The following is a 20,558-nucleotide window of genomic DNA, read 5'->3' on the forward strand; positions in this document are numbered from 1 at the left end:
TAGTAAAAGAATAGAATAAAGATAAAGCTTTGAAAGGGGGAGAATTCGATGAATGAAGAGAATAAAAATGGGACAGATGCCACCTCGAAAATAGCTGAAGAGCAAATGAATAACGCTGTTCAAAAAGGTGCAAAGAAGACAGGTAAAATGGCAATGAAGGCATTAAAAAAAGGTGCAAAAATGATTATGAAGGCAGTTTTTTCTGCGATTAAATCGCTTGTAATTGCGGCCCTTCCATATATATTAATTGCGATTTTAATCTTCTCTATATTTACGATTACTTTTGATACAGTTTTCGAAAGTAGGGGGAAAGAACAGGGTTATCAAATGGATGATAAAGAACATGATAATCCACTTGTAAAAACACTAAGTGGTATCTGGGAGGCTATGAATCTATCGCCTGGTAATAAGGTCATTAAAGCCTTTTACACGTATTTTTCAGACCGTTCTTATTACATTACTGTTGGTGATGAGAAAAAGCTATATACAGCAGATGACCCTATTATTAAACAAAAGAATATTAAGGATAAGTTTGAGCGAGAAAAGATGTTCTACTTAAGTCCTAATACGTTGTGGACACTGGATGAGTTTCTATTTGATGATAAGTTCAGATATCCAGAGCAATTTTTAAAACCAGTTTATCATGACCCTGAGACAATGGAATCAAAACCATTAACAGATGATAAAGGTCGTTTAGTTGCTGAAAGCAATAGTTATGATAAAGATGGTAATTTAATAAAAGACAAAAAGGAACGTGCTGTATGGGATTATGGATTTGCTCCAATTCTTCACTACCAAGAGTATGAAGAACAAAAAGAAGGAAGAGGAAAAGTTCTTTATCAAGATACTTGGGATGAAGAAAAACAACAAGTTGTTCAAAAGCAGAATCTTCCTGAAGGTCAACAAGCAGAGCATAAAAAAGAAGTAGAAGGATATCCAAAGAAAACTTGGATGATTGATAAAGTAGCTTCACCTGCGGGTAATATTACAAATAAAATTACGAACGAATGGAAAGACACTGGTGAAAAATACGAAGAAAAAATACCATTTAAACAAAAAGTGAAGAAATGGAAGATGGTAAAGAAAACTCGTATTAAAACGGATGACAAAGGTCTTCCTTTATTCAAAGGGACTGATGGAAAAGAAACGAATATTCCAAGCTTAACTCCAGTTACAGAATCATATGAGGAAAAAGAATGGTATGAAGAAGAAGTAACTATGTTTAAATATGCAGAGGGGACAATGTGGGAACAAGCACCTACATATGATGGAGACCCTGATACATCAGGTGTTACAGGGAATAGGTATTTCAGAGACTATGTTGAAAACTTTGAATCTCAAGTTCCTAAAGATGCAAGATTTGCTTTTGATGTCAGAAGTAGAACGAACAAGGATATTAAAGAATTAGAATCTCTATTGAAACAGCATGAAGATAAAGAAAAGCAAGCCCAACAAGGTGGTGGACAGGTAGATATGGGTGAGTTCAAGTTAGGTGAAGGTGCTGACTCTGAGAACTACAAGAAATCACTTCAATATATTGAGATATTCAAAAAATATGGAGAGATGTTTGGTGTAGACCCGTATTTATTAGTTGCTAAAGCATCCCAAGAATCTGGTGGTGACCATGAAGGAAGTTTACCAGGTGGTAGAGGATACAATGGTGCGGCGGTTGGATTAATGCAAGTTGAAAAGCCAGGAGAGGTTATCAAAGGCGTAACTGCATTTAACTTCCAAACAAAGCAAGAAGAAACGATGAACATAAGTGGTCCTGGGGATGTAACGGATGTGGATGCGAATATCAAAGCAGGTACGATGGAATTTGCTTCTCGATTAAAAGGTAATTTCTACAATGTATTACTGTCTATTCAAGCCTACAACTATGGACCTGGTGGTACAAATGCAATTGTTGACTTGTATGCACAAGAAACAGGTAAAACATCTGATGAAATCAGACAAAATACGGGAGACACTGGATGGATGAAGTTCCGTGACGAGGTTCATAATAACCCTTCTAAATACTTTAAATGGAGTGGTAGCACTTACGGTGACGCAAAATATATTGAACATGTATTACGTTACTATGCATCACCTGAAAGTAAAGCACCATGGGTAATGAAAGAAGATGGAACGAAAGTAATGGCTGATGGAAATCTCGAAGTTGGTTCTGCAAGTGGATTAGAAGTAAAAGGTGGCGGTGGAGACTTTGGATTTAGTTCTTTAATCAAAGGTATCTTTGATAAATTAAAAGAACACTGGAACGAGTTATTCCCTGACAAACCAAAACACGACCCACTTAAACAGGTTGAAAGTGATGCTGTACATTACAAAAACTTAATTCCAGAAAATCGTTCTCAAGATGTTATCAATATGATGTTTGTAATGGAAGAGAAAAAGTATTTATCTGAATTTGATGAAATGACAGATGAAATATGGAAAGAGAAATATGCTCAATTATTTAAAAACCCACTTGGTTCTGCATGGGCTGGTAAAAAAGATGATAAAAAGTTAGATGTAGGTAAGTTATTCCCTGATGGATTTGACAAACCTATTGATATCGAACCTGCAACCATTGTAAAACAATTTGGGTTAGTGAAAAAAGAAGAGACACAAGAATTCCATAAAGGGATTGATATCTTAGCTCCACAGGGAACGGAAGTAAAATCTGTTTCAGATGGTATTGTAGTTGGTTTAAGTGAACATGAGGGTGGTGTTCATGGTAAGTTTGTAGAAATTCGATACAAAAATACTACAGTCATTTACGGTAACTTAGGTTCTGTAGATGTGAAAAAAGGAAAAGAAATTAAAAAAGGAGAAAAAATAGGTACAGCAGGTGGTACAACAGAAGAGGGCGAAGTTGTTCACTTTGAATTGTACACAGAAAAAACAAAAGCTCCAATTGACCCTTCATCTTTATTTGATACGACAGGTACGCAAGGAAATGGAGATGGTACTTCTACTCCTGGTGGCTCAGGTCCTATGAGTATTGAAGGTAGTCAAAAAGCTCAAGAAATTTATGGATACTTAAAAGAATTTATTGGTTCTTGGTATGCATGGGGTGGAACGACACCACCTAAGAAATTGTCAAATGGAGAATGGGAACCTGCTAAGAAAACAGGTGCTTGGATTGGAGGATATCCAGTAGAATATCCAGGGTTTGACTGTTCAGGGTATATGCAATATGGATATAAGAAAGCAGGAGTGAATATTCCTCGTACTGCAAGAGAACAGCAAGCATGGGCTACAAATATTGCAAAAGACCAAGCTCAACCAGGAGATTTAGTATTCTGGGGACAACCTGCTCACCACGTAGGTATGTATATTGGTAACAATGAGTACATTCATGCTCCTCAATCAAACGATACAATTAAAGTTTCTAAAATTAACAATTGGGGCAGTGTTACAAGCGTGGGACGTGCATTGAAATAATAAAGTAAGAGGGAGACATTCTCCCTCTTTTTTTATTGTAATAAAAGTATGTTTTGTTTCAAAATAAGAAATAACTTAAAGTTATGAAGATAACCTTTGCTTCTCTATAGAATGTCTACATTTTAATCACATATAATAATACAAATCTAAAAAACTGGTATTTTACATTGAAATAATTAAAAGAGGAGAGATTGAGTAATAATGCATGTATATATTTAATTGACTATTGTCAATAAAAATATTAATATTTATTTAAATGGAGGAGAATATATTATGATTTCTTATACAAATAATGATTTGAATTATGTATTACCAAAGGAAGCGTGGGAGATTGTTTCGTCCCTTACAAGAAATAGTAATCCTAACAGAAAAATGACATGTTTGATTGATTTTCAAGGTGAATATAGAGAAATGTTCCAAAAGATTTGTTCTACGGACAAAGTAACAGTTATCTTTGAAAATGGATTCGAAGAAAATAGTGATACAGAAGATGTCTTTCAAGGAATATTTGGAGGCTATGGATTCGAGGAGAATTGCTCACATGCATTGGATGAGCAAGAGTTTGAGTATAGTGGATTTCCTCAAAATGGTGGTCTTGATAGACTATTTATTAAACGCATGATTTTAGATGGTTATTGGACATCAATTATTTTACATGGGATAGAAAATCCAGAGGATAGTGGATTATATGTCATGTTATATAACAAAAATCAGAAGAGAAATAATTAAAGTACAAATAAAACAAGAATAAATAATGAAGGCAGGGAAAATAATGGCAGAAAAGATTAAGTTATCCATGACTGTAACATGGGAATATGAGCCCGATAAAGAACACTATGATGAAGGCATGACGATTGAACAAATGGCAGAGTTTGATGCGAAACAGCCTGAAGTCCCATCAATCATTCGAGGCGAAGGAAAGTATAGTGATGTAAAATGGGAAATAACAGGAAGGGAATACAAAAATGACTAAGGATGAACTAATCAAAGAGTTGAAAAAAGAAAATGATTCTCGTTGGATTGGAAAGCCAGACTATTCTTGTTTGTCGTGTTCGCATTCCATGACTACAGGTACACAATTGATTTGTGTAGAAAATAAAATACATAAAGAAGTAGATGATGATAACTTGTGTAAAGAGTGGAATTAGTAGTAAGAGATTGTAAGAATAAATGAAAAGATTTAAGATTGTAAATAGTAACCTAACCACTCCCACTCCTTTAGCTGTGGGAGTTCTTCTGTACTTAAGAGAAGCGTTATAAATCTCTCCACATAGGATATTTGTGATAAAGGAGTATGAAAGGAGAAAGTATTATGAAAGTAGAAATTAAAAAATTTGAACTTATAGAAATGTATGTTGAAGACAAAGAATATGATGTCGTTAATAAAGAAATCAATAAATATCGAAAACAGGGGTTTAGTGCAACAAATCCAACAACACAGTATAGACATCCTGGAAATGAAGAAGATAAAACGTACTGGTCAAAGCTTACGAAAAAAGTAGAAATTATATAGGAATCTCATATTGTAAGGAGAGATGATAATATATAAAAGAAAATGAAGAAATTAAGTAAAGATTTGCTAATTGGAGTGTTTATAACATGAAAGATAAAAAAAAGAAACCTGATACTTGGTTTGAGAGTTGGAATACCACTATCAAAAATGTTTATGGAGAAAAATCTGAAAGTCCTAAAGAAGAGAGTAAAGAAAAAATCGATTTAAAGCAGGAAGGTGCAAAAGAATGAAGGAAGTCATTGTTGATACAAAAAAGTTGATAAATTTATCTATGGAAGAATTAGATGAGTTACTAAGAAATGAGAAATATACAGAAGATGCCTTGCGAGAATTGGCTAAGAGATTTATTTTTATTACAAAAGAACTTGAAACAGCACTTGAATTGGAAAAAGAAAGAACAAAAAGATTAAGAAATAGGGTGGATGACTTAATGAATGATGTAGAGGAACTGGAAGAAGAATTACCTCCTTATAAGAGATAATACTTTCTATTTCTGGAATGGTAATATAAATAAAACGCTTACTGTATTATGAAAATGAGAGCAACTAAGAAGTGCTAAGAATCCGAAGAAACAGGGTCTTGTACTTCTTTTTATTTGTTAATGGATATGAATTATAAATTACGATTTATTAATCTAAAATACATGAGCAGAATAAAAATTAGGTATTTATAATTTATAAATTATATCTAAAGAGGAGAGAACATTATGATAACTAAAATGATTAATAAAATCAAAGGTGGTCAATTATTGTCTTTAACAACTACTGAAAAAGAACGATTAGTTGCGATTCTGGAAAAAGAACAGCTAAGAGAAGTAAATAATACAGAATTAGATATGAGAGTAATAGCTTTAGTAAAAGAGGAATTCAAAAAAATGAGTTTCTCAAAGAAAGAGAGTAATAGAGCTATATTAAGTAATAGATGTCAGGAGATTATCTATAAACAATGGGGATTCTCAAATGATTATTTGTGGAAGTTAGTTGATGAAACAGTGGAAGAATTAATACCAGACAATATGGATTAAGAATGATGAAACACAAAGAGTATGAAATGTAAAGTTTCATACTCTTTTTTGAGATTATTCGACAATGCATGGTTATGAAAGCCTATCTTTATATCTATAATATATAGATTTTAGTGAAAAGGTGGTGGCAACTATGCATGTTATTGAAAAACCAAAAAATCTCTTCTTTGCATTTTGGATTGCGGTATTACTCATTTTACCACTTGTCCAAATACAGGCTCACGCAGAAGAGAGCGTGACAACTAATAAGGTAGAGGCAATCAATAGAGATGCTATTAAAACAAATAGTAGGAAATTTGATTATGCCCCAGATAAAGAAGTGCCATCAGTTTCTATTGACCAAGCAAGTAATTGGGCTGAAAGAAAAGGATATGACGTAGTTAAGTTCTTACAAACTTTTATTCAGCCATTAGCTGTAATTGCATTTATTGTTTTTGCTATCGTGGCTTTAATTGGATTCGTAGGAAAAGGTCTTCTTGGAATGGGCATTTCCGTTTTCGTATATACTGGTGTGTTATTCGCTCCAGAACTGCTAAACTTCTTCTCTCGTTGGTTAGCATCATAAATTTTAGGGTAGTAGACAATATGTTCTACTATCCTTTTTTATTGCTTTTTTATAAAAGAAGGTCTTTTCTTTTTTTGTTTATATAGGTTTATGTTTCGGAGGGGTTTTGTTTTTTGATTTATGAACTATTTATCTATTAGTTTTTTAAAAAAAGACATTGCCTATAGTTTTTGTACATGTTAACATATTGACTATAGTCAATGAACGAAATGGATTAAGGAGTTGTAATAAATGAAAAAGTCAATTGTAGGATTAGGTACGTGCGTGGTTGTAGGTACTTTAGGGATGTTTGGTCAAACAATTAATGCAGAAGCGATGACGCACACTGTACAAAAAGGGGATACACTTTGGGATGTTGGTCATAAATATGGTGTAGATTACAACAAAGTTCGAGAGTGGAGTGGTTTGCAATCGAACATACTACATATTGGAGATAAGTTAGTTGTTTCAGACCCTCATACAGGAGGGAATACGCAAACTCAAGTATCTTCAAATGGTAGTTATGTAGTAACAGCAGATGTGTTAAAAGTGCGAAGTGGAGCAGGTACACAATTTGAACAGATTGGTCGCTTATTTGAAGGGAATTCTCTTAGTGTTACAGGCAAAGAAGGAGAATGGTACAAAATTAACTACTATGGAAAAGCGGGATTTGTAAGCTCTCAATTTGTCTCTAATAGCCAATCACAAAACAAAGGTAATAATCAACCTAATAAACCTGCTACAACAAATCCTACGGCTACAACAGGTGGTAAAAAAGGTATTGTAACGGCAGACGTGTTAAATGTTCGAGAAGGAGCAGGTACACAGTTTGGAAAGGTTGGTCGATTAACAAGAGGGAAAAATGTAACAATTACTGGAGAATCAGGGAATTGGTATCGAATTTCATTTGATAATGCATCAGGATTTGTAAGTAAGGATTTTGTGAAGATTGGTGTAGATGCAGGTAATAAAGAAACTCCTAATCAAGTTTCTAAAACAAGCAATTACAAGATAAATACAACAACGCTGAATGTACGTGAGAGTGGAACAACTGCTTCAACGATTCTTGGCAAATTACATATGGGGGCAGTTGTAACGTCTACGGCAGAAGTAAATGGATGGTTAGAAATTTCATTTAATGGACGAAAAGGGTTTATTAGTAAAGATTTTGCCATTCAAACAAATGAGTCACCAAAACAAGGGAATGTAACATCTGGAAATACTGGACAAGTATCACAGCCAGTAAGCCGAAACAAACAACAAATGTTAGAATTCTCTAAGAAGTTTTTAGGGATGAAGTATGTATGGGGTGGTTCAAATCCAAGTGTAGGTGGAATGGATTGTAGTGGATTCATTTATTATGTATTGAATCAATCAGGATTTAGTATTGGTAGAACGAATGTAACTGGATATTGGAATTCTAATAGATTCACACAAGTTGCAACACCTCAAGCGGGTGATATTGTATTCTTCCAAGGCACATACAAAGCAGGTCCTTCTCATATTGGAATTATGTTAAATGACCATGAATTTATTAATGCAAAAGAACCAACAATCGCAATTTCAGATATTAATAGTCCATATTGGAAGAAACACTTATTAGGATTTAAACGATTCTAATATTGTAGATTAATGGAATCCCTTACTTTTAGGAGTGGGGGATTTTTTGATGGATATAAGGATAACGAATATAAAATGAATTGTAATTAATGATTACTATTATATAAGATTGTTATAGGTAGACTCTAAAATATGTACATTAACAATAATTATATATTTTATGGTAAAGGAGGGGGATGCTACGGTGAATGTAAATAAGATAAGAACGATTATATCCATATTGATACCCCTTGTATTAACAATGCTCATTGTTAATTTTTTATGCGAGGTTATCCCAAATATCTTAGAAGGATTGCCTATTTTCTTTCCATTGATTATTTGTCCCATTGGATTTATTTTAGCCTATATTTCCTATAAAAGCGAAAGAAGTAGATGGACGAAATTCGGGATGGTATTAAATTCTGTTTTGTTTTGCACACCATTTATATGGATGATAGGAGGCACAATGTTTATTGGGGCTTAAAAATTCATAAATGATAACTTATAGTGTATACACCTCTTACAGTTTGTATATTTTACATATAAGTAAGAAAGACCTATTGTTTATTACAATAGGTCTTTCTTCTGATTTATATATTATTTACGGTTGTGATTAATAAGTGGAAAATGAGCTTCATCAAGTAATAGTATTTGTCCAACTAACGAAACATCTTCTTTTTTAATTGGACAAATTTTTATTTGACCTTCAATGTTTACAAGTACATGATATCTATCGGAATGTCCTTCTGTTAAAGGACATAAAAAGAATTCTTCGTTTATTCTATTTTTATACCAACAGTCAGATGATGGAACTGTGCATGTATGAACTTTCACCCGTTGCAATCCTTTAATTAGACTTCGCAAGTAGGTTACGTCATCAATTAATTTAGGAATATCATCCATACACTCTACTGCTTTTTCGTAAGCTTTATCCCAAGGGTTCTCTGATTCTCCATGTTGAAAACATTGTTGGTATGCTGTATATCTATCTGCCATATCTTGAATTGATTTATTGTTTAACATTTTTCTTCATCCTTTACCTTTTTATTTGTAAGATGTTAGTAGTTTGGGATTTTCATAAGCGGTTCCCAAGTATTCAATTTCATATTCACCACTTTTGACGAATAGTGATAGTAAATTGCAATCATATGAATGACCTTTTACATCAAATGCAGGATACTTATCACCACCCCATTCAATCACCATAGGTTCAGACCAAGGGTTCCATTCCCCTTTGTATCGAAAACGAATAATATCTCCTGCAAACAATTCTTGAGGGATATGGTTAATATCTGTTACCGTAGTGGCATATTGACCTACAGATTCCATTTCAACAATGACAGGGCTACATTCTGTGAAGAGAGTGATGTTATCATTTATCCCTTTCTCTGCTTTGAATTTATCAGTGTAATAGTTAATGTAATATCCAAATCCGAAATGCCATTGATTTGTTTCTGTGCTAAATCCTTTGAATTTTGGTTCTTTCATTATGAAATCTCCTTAATATTTTCTAAATTAAAGCTATCTAAGTACTCCAAAATTAAGATAGGACTTACATCTGATAGGATATATGGATTAAAAATTTTCTTTAATTGGTCATTGTACTGCTTTACCATTTTTGCAATATGTACTTCAGGACAACAAGGGCAATTTTTTTTGCTACAATAACGAAAGTCATTTTGAACACGAGTAATCTCTAAGATTAATTCTAAAAGAACGATTCTCATTTCTTTTTTATCATCTTCTTTGTATTCTGCTAAAAATCCATTTTGATACACTTGAATAATTCCTTCTAATGCTAATTTTGATTTGTCCATGATTGTTCCTCGTTTCTATTGGAATGGTATGTCTCTTTCAGCTTCAACGCATGTCACTTCAGTAGCTGTACCTGTTCCTTTACACCAAGAACAAGTCTCTGGTGATTCATACCAAGTCTCGACATGAGGATAGATGCCTTTTGATATCCATTCATGCCAAACACCTGAACCGTTACAGTTGAAGCAAATGCCAGGTTTTTTATATACATTCCCTTTTTTGTTGTATCCTGTTGCTTTCAAAATAGCTCGTATTCTTTTTGATTTCATGGCTGTTCACCTTTATAAAGCACGTTTTGCTCTTAGGAATTTCCATCCAATTATTACTACTTTATCTGCATTAAGGTCTTTAGTTATCATTTCTGCGATTTTGTAAAAATCTTTTTCATCACTCATCTTTTTCCTATTGTGTACTGTTACATTCAAATCTTCAGTCTTGTCTCTATAAAAAACCTTAATACTGAATAAGTATTCGAACTTTCGAGGTCTCATTATGTATTGCACTTCCTTCATTATTATTTATAATTAGATTTTACTATAGTCAACGAATAATGTAAAATATTTTTTACTTAAAATAATACATCAATTGACTATAGTTTATTGAAGGTGGTACTATAAAGGAATAAAGAACATAGTTAGGAGCGGATAAAATGAATCTTTTATATAAAATAATCGGAACGAATTCTGAACGTAAAGTGAAGAGAGTAACAAAGCAAGTCAAAAGTATTGTGGCATTAGAAGATGAAATGAAATCCTTGTCAGATGAAGAATTGCAAGGAAAAACAGCAGAATTTAAAAAACGTTTACAAAAGGGAGAAACGGTTGATGACCTATTGGCAGAAGCATTCGCTGTATGTCGTGAGGCTTCCAGTCGAGTATTAGGAATGAGGCATTACGAGGTTCAATTAATCGGTGGCATTATCTTACATGAAGGAAATGTAGCAGAAATGAAGACAGGTGAAGGAAAAACATTGGTTGCCACACTACCTGTTTATTTGAATGCTCTTAGTGGTGAAGGAGTACATGTTGTAACAGTAAATGATTACTTAGCAACACGAGATTTAGGTATTATGAAGCCACTATATGATTTCTTACAACTAAGTAGTTCTGTAATTACAGGTGAGTTAACAATGGAAGAAAAGCGAGAAGCTTACCATTCAGACATTACCTATATTACCAATTCAGAACTTGGATTTGATTATTTACGAGACAATATGGTGAAGAGAAAAGTAGATAAGATGCAAAGACCTCTACATTTCTGTATTGTCGATGAAGTGGATAGCATTCTATTAGATGAAGCACGTACACCGCTTATTATTTCAGGACCAGGCGAAGAACCTTCTCAATGGTATGCAATTGTAGATATGTTTGTCCGTTCTTTACATGAGGATGACTATACAGTAGATGAAAAGATTCGAGTTGTTATGTTGACTGATAGCGGTATGGAAAAAGCAGAAAAGATGTTCCGTATGAAAAACTATGCGGATTTAGAGAATACTACAATTCGTCATCATGTAGACCAATCGCTACAAGCTCACTACTTCTTTAAAAGAGATAAAGATTACTTAGTGAAAGATGGAGAGGTCTTTATTATTGATGAGCATACAGGACGTGTGTCAGAAGGAAGACGATATTCGAATGGATTACACCAAGCGATGGAAGCAAAAGAAGGTGTTCGAATTCAAGAAGAAAATAAGACATTAGCTTCTATTACCTATCAAAACTTCTTTTTACTATATAAGCGATTATCAGGTATGACAGGTACAGCAGAAACGGAAGAAGTTGAATTTCGTGAAACATATGGTTTAGAGGTTGTTGTCATTCCTACAAATCAGCCTGTGCAACGAAAAGATAAGCAAGATAAGTTGTATTTTACAGAGAAAGCAAAATTTATTGCTATTGTGGAAGATATTAAAAAATCACACGCAAAGGGACAGCCTGTATTAGTTGGTACTTCGACAATTGAAAAATCAGAGGAGTTATCAGACTTATTAACAAAAGAGGGAATCCCTCATCAAGTTTTAAATGCAAAGTTTCATGATATTGAAGCTGAAATCATTATGAATGCAGGACAAAAAGGAGCAGTTACAATTGCTACTAACATGGCAGGTCGTGGTACAGATATTAAGTTAGGTGAAGGCGTTACAGAGGTTGGTGGCTTAAAAGTTATTGGTTCTGAACGTCATGATAATAGACGAATTGATAACCAGTTAAGAGGTCGTTCTGGTCGTCAGGGTGATAAAGGGATTAGTCGTTTCTATGTTTCTTTTGAAGATGATTTAATGCGAGTATTTGCATCAGATAAAATTAAGGAAATGATTTCACTTATGCCTAAAGATGATAATGATGCAGTGGAAAATAAATTCCTTACAAAAGCGATTGGTAAGTGCCAACGAAATTTAGAAGCAATGCATTATGATGCTCGTAAGGAAACGATGAAATACGATTCTATTATTAACGAACAACGAAAAGTCATTTATCAACAAAGGGACGATGTATTAGAACCAAGCTTTGATATCGTAGGACAGTTAGAAAGTATGGCCAGAGATGCCTTTGAATCAGTAATTGCTGAAAAACTCCACAAGTATGAAGAATTTGGACAAGATGAAGATTTACAACCTGCATTGGAAGAAATGAAACGTACTTTAGAAATGAAGTATTCAATGGTTGGTGTAGTCAATGTGGATGGTGCATTACAGAAGGATATTGAAGAAATTAAAGAATCTATATTACAGAATTGTATGGATGCCTTTGAAGTGAAAAAAGAGCTTGTTGTTCAAAATGAAATTCAAGAACAAATGAAGCAAATTCTATTAGAAATCGTGGATAAAAATTGGATTCATCATATTGATTCTTTAACTGATTTAAAACAAGATGTTAAATTAGCAGTGTACAATCAGAAGAAACCAATAGAAGAATTCTTGTTTGCAAGTAGTAAATTATTCAATGAATTAGGAGGGGGAATCCAAGTTGAAATGGTACAAGCTCTTATGAGAATTCGCTTTGTAGAGGAAGAAACGACTGTAGATGTAAGAGAAGTAGCATAAATAAGGAAAGGGAGCTCAAAAAAGAGCTCCTTTTTATATAAAAAATATTTTACTTAAAAGTATATATGTTATATACTATAGTCAATAATAAAATGGAGTGGTGAATATGGTATATGCAAAAAATAGAAACAGTGATGTTGTAGGGCATTTAACTCCTTCAAGTTTCGGATACAGTGTTCATTATAAAACATTTAAAAACGGTGAGTATACACGTTGCAAAACATTAGGTATGTCAGTAAAAGAATTGATAGAGAATTGGATTATCATCCACAACTATAAACAGTTGTATAACATGGTAAAAGGTTTTAAGAAGGATGAAAGAATTCGTATTTGGTTTAAAGATGTGTCTGGCAAATTTATAGCAAAATTAAATTGTAACTACACAGGTCAACTTGTAAAAAGTGGTTTTATTTCAAGAGATGGGGAAGTATGGTCAGAAACGAAAGATAACCGAAATATGATTCGAAATCATGCAATACTCGTGAATTCGAATGGCATAGAGACATGGTTAAATTTAATGAAAAATGTTGTATATGTGGAAAGTTTAGATAATGTACCGAGTGTAATTCCTTCAGATGAAAACTCACATGGTGGTAAAGAAGCATATTTACCTGATATAGATTCCGATTTTGAAGAAGTAGATGCAAGTAAGGTGATTAAATATATAAAAGAAAAATATCCAGTATCAGTATGATTACGAAATGTGAATGTGGGGGGAAGCTTGGACTGTCGTTTTTCAAGGACAACTCTTCTTCGATGGCTTATCAGATAATCGCTAATAAAACAATATGTACTGCATGTGATAAAGAGACAAAAATCCCACCAATAACAATAGATGAAGCATATTTTAAAGATTTTGTATTTTTAACAAAAGGGAGTTGATGACATGAATTATTCTGACATTATCAAGGAATTGGGTAATATGAAAGACAAATATCATACCGATTTAGGTACATTAAATTTACATAAAAAACAGTTCGCAGAAAATGAAAGTCTTTTAGAGAGTTTAAAAGGGAAACAAGAACATCATGCGATGATGAAAGAGTTGTTAGAAAGGGCATCAAAAGAAGCAAGAGAGAACGGAAAAGAGATTCTTTCGCAAACAGCCACATCATCCTTGCAAATGGTTATGGGTGACAATCTTTCAGTAGATATTCAGTTAGATAGTGCCCGTGGTGTTCCAGTTGCAGATGTATTAGTAAAAGCACAGTATCCAAATGAAGTAGTGGAAACAGACCCTGCTCAAGAAGATGGTGGGGGAAGAGCAGATATTGTTTCATTAGCTACTTTTGCATCAGTCAATTTACTTGTAGGAGACAATAATAAAGCAGGATTCTTCTTAGATGAGCCTACAAAATATGTTTCCAAAGAGCCATCAGAAAATACAGCTCATCTTATTAGGGAGTTAGTTGACTATACAGGAAGGCAAACATTCCTCGTGTCACATGAGGATACGTATATGCCTCTTGTGTCTGACAGTGTATTTCGTATGGAGTTAGATGAAAACGGAACAACAATAGCAGAGAAGATAGATTAATCTTCCTGCTTCCTTTAAGAAAAATAGAATTAAAAGTAGAGTAAGACACGACAAATAGAAAAGGAGAGGTTTTTACGTGGCAAATAGAGGATTTGTAATGGGGAAAACCACAGTACGAGAAGTTTACGTTGTTTCACAAGATAAGCCGTTTATTCAAAATGAATATTTAATGATTAATGATGAATTACATGGGGATTTACCTATTGAAGTTTTAAATACAACTACAGTTCCATTTTTATCAGAGTCTATTATGCCTGAAGGATTTGCATTGGATATTGTAAAGGGATTATCAAAAGAAATTGTAAATGATAGAAAAACTCATATTGCAAGAGTGAAAGTTTTGAAGACATTAACAAAACCAGTAACCCCAAATGCAGTTGTGAGAGATACTACATTTGAAGAAATGAAGAAAATATTAATTCATGCAAAACCATCAGATGCACTAACTTTAGGTGTTATCTCAGGTACAGAGGAAATGCAATCTAATCTACCTCAAGAATTAACAAATATTGCTCCTCTATGGAAAAACGGTGGAGCAGTTCGTCAAGAAGGGGTACCTTTTGTATTGAATTATCGTAAGTTCCGAGAATATCCTCATATAGGTATGTTTGGAACATCTGGTTCAGGTAAAACATATGGATTACGAGTAATTGAAGAGGAGATTCAAAAGATTCGTATTCCAGGTGTAGCATTTGACCCTCATAATGAAATGAACTTTGTGGAGCCAATGGATGGATTAGATGGTTTAGATAGTAATCTTGTTCATGATTTTCAAGATAGAAACCAAATCTTTTATATTGGAAGAGATGTGGGGATTAATTTTCATGAATTAAAATTGGATGAGCTTATGAGCTTATTTGATTTCGTGGGAGAATTAACAGAACCACAACGAGGTGCATTAGAAGTTCTATATGAAAAAGGAGATACGTTAGCACATTTAAAAAACAAAGTTATTAATTTAAAAATAGCTTTTGAGGTGCATGAGAATCCAAAGCCGAAAGTAAAAAATGGGAGACAAACATCACCTGAAGATGAATTAACAGATGAGCAAGTGTTACTTTATACAAGAAATAAAAATAGGGTTTCAGGAAGTAAAACCTTACAAGCATTATCTTGGAAATTGGATGCCTTAGAATCTACAAATATTTTTGTAGGCGATATTGATGGTGTAGAATCTGCTATGAAACAAGGGAAAATTGCAGTCATTCGTGGAGATATGTTACGTCAACAAATGATAGCTTCCTATGTTCTTAAAAAACTCTATAAAAAACGTAGAAACTATCAAGATTATCAAGAACATGGTGGAGAAAGACCTGAGTTCTTCCCAATGTTCTTTGTTATTGTCGATGAAGCACATAACTTTGCACCACGTCATTCTTCACCTACGAAAAAGGTATTGAAAAAGATTGCACAAGAAGCTCGGAAATATGGTGTGTTTGAGATTTTCTGTACACAAAAACCAGATGCTTTAGACCCGACAATTGTGGCACAGTTGAATACAAAATTTATCTATCGTTTAAATACAGCAGACGATATGGAAATGGTTCGAAAAGAAACGAATTTGACAGAAGATGAAATGAAACGTTTACCAGAGTTACCATCAGGTCATTGTTTTATCTCCTCTGCAACATTACCTAAAACATTTGCGGTTCGATTCCGTACAACCTTTACAAAATCCCCACATATGCTCGACCCATTTGACGAGTTTCATATGTTTATCGAGGATATGGAAAAGAATGATTTAAGTAAAGTATTAAAAGAGTTTTTACCTATTAAAATGGGGAAACTTCCGAAAATTCATGAAGATATTAACGAAAAAGCAGGAAGAATTGTATCAATGGTTGATATTGCTAACGAATTAACTAAGATGACTCGTTTAGGTATTGTAGTAGAGAAAAAAACATCATTTGGAAGTGAATATATGGAGAAAAAGGTAGGGTAAAATCCTGCCTTTCTCTTTTGTAATTCAAATTAAAGTTACCTTCATAACTTTAGTAAAAAGTGTTTCATATTACTATAATAAAGAGATTATAAGAAACAGGTATTTTTATAAATTGTATAAAAAGGAGAGAATGAAAATGAAAAAGGTACATGTAGCAGTGGTAGGAGCAAAGAATTTGGATTATGTTAGAGTAGGTACAAAGGTAGAATTGATAAAAGACCCGAATCATCCAATAGATAAATTAGCGGTAAAATGTGTAGATTCAAGAGGTAATAAATTAGGTCACGTATCAGGAAATATTCTTTCATTACATACAGGCATATCAAGTAAAGAGTTACATGCTAAAATGACTAATGACAGTATAGAAGGAACGATAGAATTTCACCCATCTTTTGACTTAAGTAATGGGATAAAAAAGATTGGTTTAACAATAGGTGTGATGATAGATGAGGAGAATGAAGAAGGAGTTGTAGATAAAGATATGAGTCATTCTGTTAAAATATTGGAACGTGAGGTAATTGTGAAAGGAAGCCTTAGACAATATACAGGGAAAACAAAAGTGATAAAAGCTTTTCAACAAGGTGATACAACGTTAGTTTCATTTAAAAAAGAGACAGATAAAATCACTACGTTATTTCAAGGTGAGCCCGCAGGTGAAGTAAACCTGAGTAGTAATGATGAATCAGTTCAATCTTTAAAGAAAGGGTTACAAGTGTTAAATGAAGTAGTGGGTAAAGTAATAGATATCAAACCAACTACGTATACAGTTTCTTTTAAAATTGATGAGTCTATTTTTAATCAAGTAGCTGAAATAGATGATGTAAATACATTACAAGATGTAAAAGAAGAAGTGATTAATAAAGTAGGAATTGAAAAAGAGGAGTTAGAAGCAATTGAATCATATCTTCGAAGTAATGATGTTTCTGAAAAACATATCATTCTTACTTTTGAAACATATAGAAAGTATGAAGAAGATGTGGCAAACCGTATTCCTAAAAAACCTGAGACTTTATTTAAAGATACATTTGGAGCAGTGAAAAAATCTGTTGTGTATACGAATAAAGGAAAACATTTACGTTTAGAGGGAGAAAAAGGTACAGGAAAGAACGTGTTTGTTCGAACTTTAGCTTGGATTTATCAAAGACCATTATTTGAAGTGTCTTTAAATAGCCAATTCGATAAGATGGATTTGCTTGGTTCTAAGTCTTTTGAACAAGGAACAACTGAAGACGGAAAACCATTTTCAAATGTAATTTTTGAGAAAGAAGCATTTGTAGAAGCAATGGAAATTGGAGCTTTTATAAACTTAGATGAGGTGAATACTGTTGACCCATCGGTGTTAGTACAAATTCACTCAGCAGTTGATGACCGTGGAGCTATGCAAGTGCCTGGATATGGTTGGGTAGAAGCAGGGCAAAATTTTGGCGTCATGCTAACAATGAATAAAGATTACATTGGAACCAATCCTTTGAACGAGGCGACTATGGATAGATTTACACCGATTTTATTCCCATCTAATAAAAGTATCATTGAAACTTTACGAGTACGTGTTCCATCTGCAAAGTTAATTGATATTCAAGATGCGGATAAGATTTATCAAAACATTTTCGCAATGGTAGAAAACGGTCAGATATCAAAAAATTGTTTAACGATTCGAGGATTTATCTCTGCATTAGAAGTGGCAGAGGATTTAGGGTTAAAAGAAGCGATTATTGATAATGTAGCAAACCGAATTGAAGATGAGGACTATAGAAATTACGTGATGAATGTAATTGACAATGAACTTGCATAAAAAGAAAACGGAGTGATTTCCGTCACTCCGTCTTCAACAGGTATTCAAAAAATCAATTAAAAAGGAGATATTTTTCGTTATGATACAACATAGTAGCAAAACAAAAAACATCATAGATTATTTTAACAGAAAATCCATTTATAATCAACTCAACATGGTTATTTTCAATTTATTAGGAAGAACGGACATTCCATTTAGTTTAAATGTTGGAGGAAGTAGTTATACCGATTTTAAGAAAATCGTGGTGGGACTTCCTGAAATTTTTGTAGAGAAATCATTTTCATATGAAGAGATTTTTTCAGCATTAAAGGCTCTAACAGGACATGAAGCAGAGCATATAAAATCCTCTGACTACAGGGTTCTAAAAATGTTCTTAAAAGATGGTTCTGAGTATTTAAATGAAAAATTTCAAATCCATCAAAATCATGGGATGAAAATTGCGAAACATGTACTAAACTCGGTAGAGGATGGTCGTATCGAAAAACGCCTGTGTAATAGAAAAAAAGGATATAAAAAACATATTCAATTCTTAAATGCTACTCTTTGGAAAGAACAGCCTATAAGAAAAGAAAATGAATTACAAGATTTTTTATATTCCATTACAAGCTATTCTGTAACAGGTCTATTCCCAAAAGATTTTGAGGTACATTATAAAAATACAAGAATGGAAAAAGAATTAAATAAGATAAAAACAATGACGATTAAAGGCATCAATGAATCTACGGCACAAGGTTGTGCAAATAGGTGCATGAGAATTATTGAAATCACAGCTCCTTATCTTGCAGAATTGTTAAAGGATGAAGCAAATCAAATGTCTGTAGATGACATGTCAGATTACACACAATATACTTGTGAAAATCCTGATACAACATCATCTGAAAATCCAGGAAACGCAATTTCAGTTCATTTTAAATCCGAGGAAGAAAATAAGGATGATTCTTCTCAAGAACAGGAACAAAATGAGGGGGATGGTAATGGTATTTTAGGTGACATGAAGGGAGAGGAAGGCGAACCAAAACAAGAAGAGCGTTCAGGTGAAGCTAACTCAACAAGTGAAAGTAATGAGGATTCAACGGAAGGTGAAGATTCTGCTAAAAATGAAGAAACACAAGAAACACAAGAAGGAACAGAAGAGGAATCCGATGTAAACAATACAAGCAAACAAGATGATTCTACAGAAGATTCAAATGAAGATGAATCTAAATCAAATTCAATTTCAGATGATAGTATTGTAGAAAATATTATTGAAAATGTACGAAAAGATGCAATGAAAGATGCTGAGTTTGCTTTAAAAAATGCAAAAAAGGAAGAGGATAAGCAAAAGGAAGAATCTAAGAAAAAGGCTAAGATAGATAAAGATGTGACAAAAAAAGAAGTAAATGATGTACAGGAGGCATATAGTGATAATAAATACGGAAAACAAAAGCCAACACTTACTATATCTCCCATCACAAAGAGAAAGAGAGAGTTAACGGAAGATATAAAAAGAGATGGAAAACGATTTAGAAAAGAAATAGAGGAAATATTTAAAAATAAAAAAACATATGATTCCAGACATAGAAGAAAAGGAATACTTGATACGTCTTCGATTTGGAAAGTGGGGACAAAAGATTACAATGTATTCTTGAAAAAAGGACAACCACAAACAACGGACTATGTAGCATACATGTTAGTTGATGGTTCAGGTTCTATGATGGATAGGGTGGATGAGAACAATAATAAAGTATCTTGTTCTCAAAAGGCTTGTGCAGTAATTGAAGAAGGAATAAAAGGTTTTATTCCCTTTAAATCAACTATCTTTCGAGCAAGTGGAAGAAATGTAATGCATACAACTGTAAGTGAGTTTTCTAATGATAGTAAATTCAATGAATCATGGAATGCGTATTTCGAAGCGAATGGTGGAAATATGGATGGATTTTCTATTCGTATCGCTATTAAGGAGTTACTACAACGTCCAGAAAGAAATCGTTTATTAGTGATTCTTTCAGATGGTCTACCATCTGCTTACCCATCGCAAAAGTTAGGACAAGCAGATGTAAAAGATGCTGTGAAAGAAGCGAGGAAAAATGGCATAAAGGTTGTATCTATTTGTTTCGGAAGCAAAAGACATAGAGAAGAAACGATAGATGTATATAATGATATGTATCAAAAATCGGTAATTTCTTGTGACCCATCAGATATTAACAAAGAATTAACAAGAGTTTTAAAAAGAGAAATTACAAGGTAATAAGTAGAAGAGTCGTATGGAAGTTATCCATCGGCTCTTTTTTCTTTTATCTGAAGTTTTCTTTCCTCTTTACTTTTTGACTATAGTTAATGT

Annotated in this window: 21 protein-coding genes; 16 read left to right on the plus strand and 5 right to left on the minus strand. The window is 33.3% G+C overall.

Features of this window, described 5'->3' with window-relative positions:
* Positions 1-48 precede the first annotated feature (48 nt).
* The 10 genes from CQ064_RS07715 to CQ064_RS07755 all read left to right on the plus strand — a co-directional run bounded on the left by CQ064_RS07715 (position 49) and on the right by CQ064_RS07755 (position 8,127).
* Complete coding sequence (locus CQ064_RS07715) at positions 49-3,426, plus strand: NlpC/P60 family protein (RefSeq protein WP_001001494.1); 3,378 nt, start codon at positions 49-51, stop codon at positions 3,424-3,426.
* Positions 3,427-3,699: 273 nt separating this feature from the next.
* A complete protein-coding gene (locus tag CQ064_RS07720) occupies positions 3,700-4,155 on the plus strand; it encodes a hypothetical protein (RefSeq protein WP_000626859.1) in 456 nt (151 codons plus the stop codon).
* 43 nt (positions 4,156-4,198) lie between these two features.
* Complete coding sequence (locus tag CQ064_RS07725; RefSeq protein WP_003320273.1) at positions 4,199-4,399, plus strand: hypothetical protein; 201 nt, start codon at positions 4,199-4,201, stop codon at positions 4,397-4,399.
* A complete protein-coding gene (locus tag CQ064_RS07730) occupies positions 4,392-4,574 on the plus strand; it encodes a hypothetical protein (protein ID WP_000158923.1) in 183 nt (60 codons plus the stop codon). Before CQ064_RS07725 ends, CQ064_RS07730 begins: the two co-directional genes overlap by 8 nt.
* Before the next feature lie 164 nt (positions 4,575-4,738).
* A complete protein-coding gene (locus CQ064_RS07735) occupies positions 4,739-4,939 on the plus strand; it encodes a hypothetical protein (RefSeq protein ID WP_000861916.1) in 201 nt (66 codons plus the stop codon).
* Positions 4,940-5,025: 86 nt separating this feature from the next.
* Entirely contained in the window at positions 5,026-5,169 is a 144-nt protein-coding gene (locus tag CQ064_RS33410) for a hypothetical protein (RefSeq protein WP_000653338.1), read from the plus strand.
* Positions 5,166-5,420, plus strand: coding sequence for a hypothetical protein (locus tag CQ064_RS07740; protein WP_000665844.1), 255 nt, complete (start codon positions 5,166-5,168; stop codon positions 5,418-5,420). The genes CQ064_RS33410 and CQ064_RS07740 overlap by 4 nt, the downstream gene beginning before the upstream one ends.
* A 225-nt stretch (positions 5,421-5,645) precedes the next feature.
* A complete protein-coding gene (locus CQ064_RS07745; RefSeq protein ID WP_000628951.1) occupies positions 5,646-5,963 on the plus strand; it encodes a hypothetical protein in 318 nt (105 codons plus the stop codon).
* Between the two features lie 133 nt (positions 5,964-6,096).
* Entirely contained in the window at positions 6,097-6,528 is a 432-nt protein-coding gene (locus CQ064_RS07750; protein WP_000558127.1) for a hypothetical protein, read from the plus strand.
* A 231-nt stretch (positions 6,529-6,759) separates the two neighbouring features.
* Complete coding sequence (locus tag CQ064_RS07755) at positions 6,760-8,127, plus strand: C40 family peptidase (protein WP_000748510.1); 1,368 nt, start codon at positions 6,760-6,762, stop codon at positions 8,125-8,127.
* Between the two features lie 576 nt (positions 8,128-8,703).
* Here CQ064_RS07755 and CQ064_RS07765 read toward each other — a convergent pair.
* From CQ064_RS07765 to CQ064_RS07785, 5 genes are read right to left on the minus strand one after another with little or no spacing between them, the layout of a single operon-like run.
* Positions 8,704-9,129, minus strand: coding sequence for a hypothetical protein (locus CQ064_RS07765; protein ID WP_000933829.1), 426 nt, complete (start codon positions 9,127-9,129; stop codon positions 8,704-8,706).
* Positions 9,130-9,150: 21 nt separating this feature from the next.
* Complete coding sequence (locus CQ064_RS07770) at positions 9,151-9,594, minus strand: hypothetical protein (RefSeq protein WP_000662582.1); 444 nt, start codon at positions 9,592-9,594, stop codon at positions 9,151-9,153.
* Positions 9,594-9,923 (minus strand): hypothetical protein, encoded by a 330-nt coding sequence (locus CQ064_RS07775; RefSeq protein ID WP_000361448.1) that lies wholly within the window; start codon positions 9,921-9,923, stop codon positions 9,594-9,596. The genes CQ064_RS07770 and CQ064_RS07775 overlap by 1 nt, the downstream gene beginning before the upstream one ends.
* A gap of 15 nt (positions 9,924-9,938) precedes the next feature.
* Positions 9,939-10,190 (minus strand): hypothetical protein, encoded by a 252-nt coding sequence (locus CQ064_RS07780; RefSeq protein ID WP_000837704.1) that lies wholly within the window; start codon positions 10,188-10,190, stop codon positions 9,939-9,941.
* Between the two features lie 12 nt (positions 10,191-10,202).
* Positions 10,203-10,412, minus strand: a complete 210-nt coding sequence (locus tag CQ064_RS07785; RefSeq protein ID WP_001247785.1) for a hypothetical protein — start codon at positions 10,410-10,412, stop codon at positions 10,203-10,205.
* 158 nt (positions 10,413-10,570) lie between these two features.
* Here CQ064_RS07785 and secA point away from each other — a divergent pair, with 158 nt between their 5' ends.
* From secA to CQ064_RS07820, 6 genes are all read left to right on the plus strand, one after another.
* Positions 10,571-12,967, plus strand: a complete 2,397-nt coding sequence (gene secA / locus CQ064_RS07790; protein WP_001051038.1) for a preprotein translocase subunit SecA — start codon at positions 10,571-10,573, stop codon at positions 12,965-12,967.
* A gap of 106 nt (positions 12,968-13,073) precedes the next feature.
* The gene (locus CQ064_RS07795) at positions 13,074-13,661 is read left to right on the plus strand and encodes a hypothetical protein (RefSeq protein WP_000262375.1); all 588 of its coding nucleotides are present in this window, start codon (positions 13,074-13,076) and stop codon (positions 13,659-13,661) included.
* Between the two features lie 192 nt (positions 13,662-13,853).
* Complete coding sequence (locus CQ064_RS07805) at positions 13,854-14,504, plus strand: hypothetical protein (RefSeq protein ID WP_001109581.1); 651 nt, start codon at positions 13,854-13,856, stop codon at positions 14,502-14,504.
* Between the two features lie 76 nt (positions 14,505-14,580).
* Positions 14,581-16,446, plus strand: coding sequence for an ATP-binding protein (locus tag CQ064_RS07810; protein WP_000013366.1), 1,866 nt, complete (start codon positions 14,581-14,583; stop codon positions 16,444-16,446).
* 136 nt (positions 16,447-16,582) lie between these two features.
* Positions 16,583-18,238: an AAA family ATPase gene (locus CQ064_RS07815; protein WP_000755492.1), complete on the plus strand. Its 1,656-nt coding sequence runs from the start codon at positions 16,583-16,585 to the stop codon at positions 18,236-18,238.
* Positions 18,239-18,317: 79 nt separating this feature from the next.
* Positions 18,318-20,465, plus strand: coding sequence for a hypothetical protein (locus CQ064_RS07820; protein ID WP_000614276.1), 2,148 nt, complete (start codon positions 18,318-18,320; stop codon positions 20,463-20,465).
* Positions 20,466-20,558 lie beyond the last annotated feature (93 nt).

The sequence above is a fragment of the Bacillus sp. MYb78 genome (assembly GCF_002975115.1).
Taxonomy (GTDB): domain Bacteria; phylum Bacillota; class Bacilli; order Bacillales; family Bacillaceae_G; genus Bacillus_A; species Bacillus_A cereus.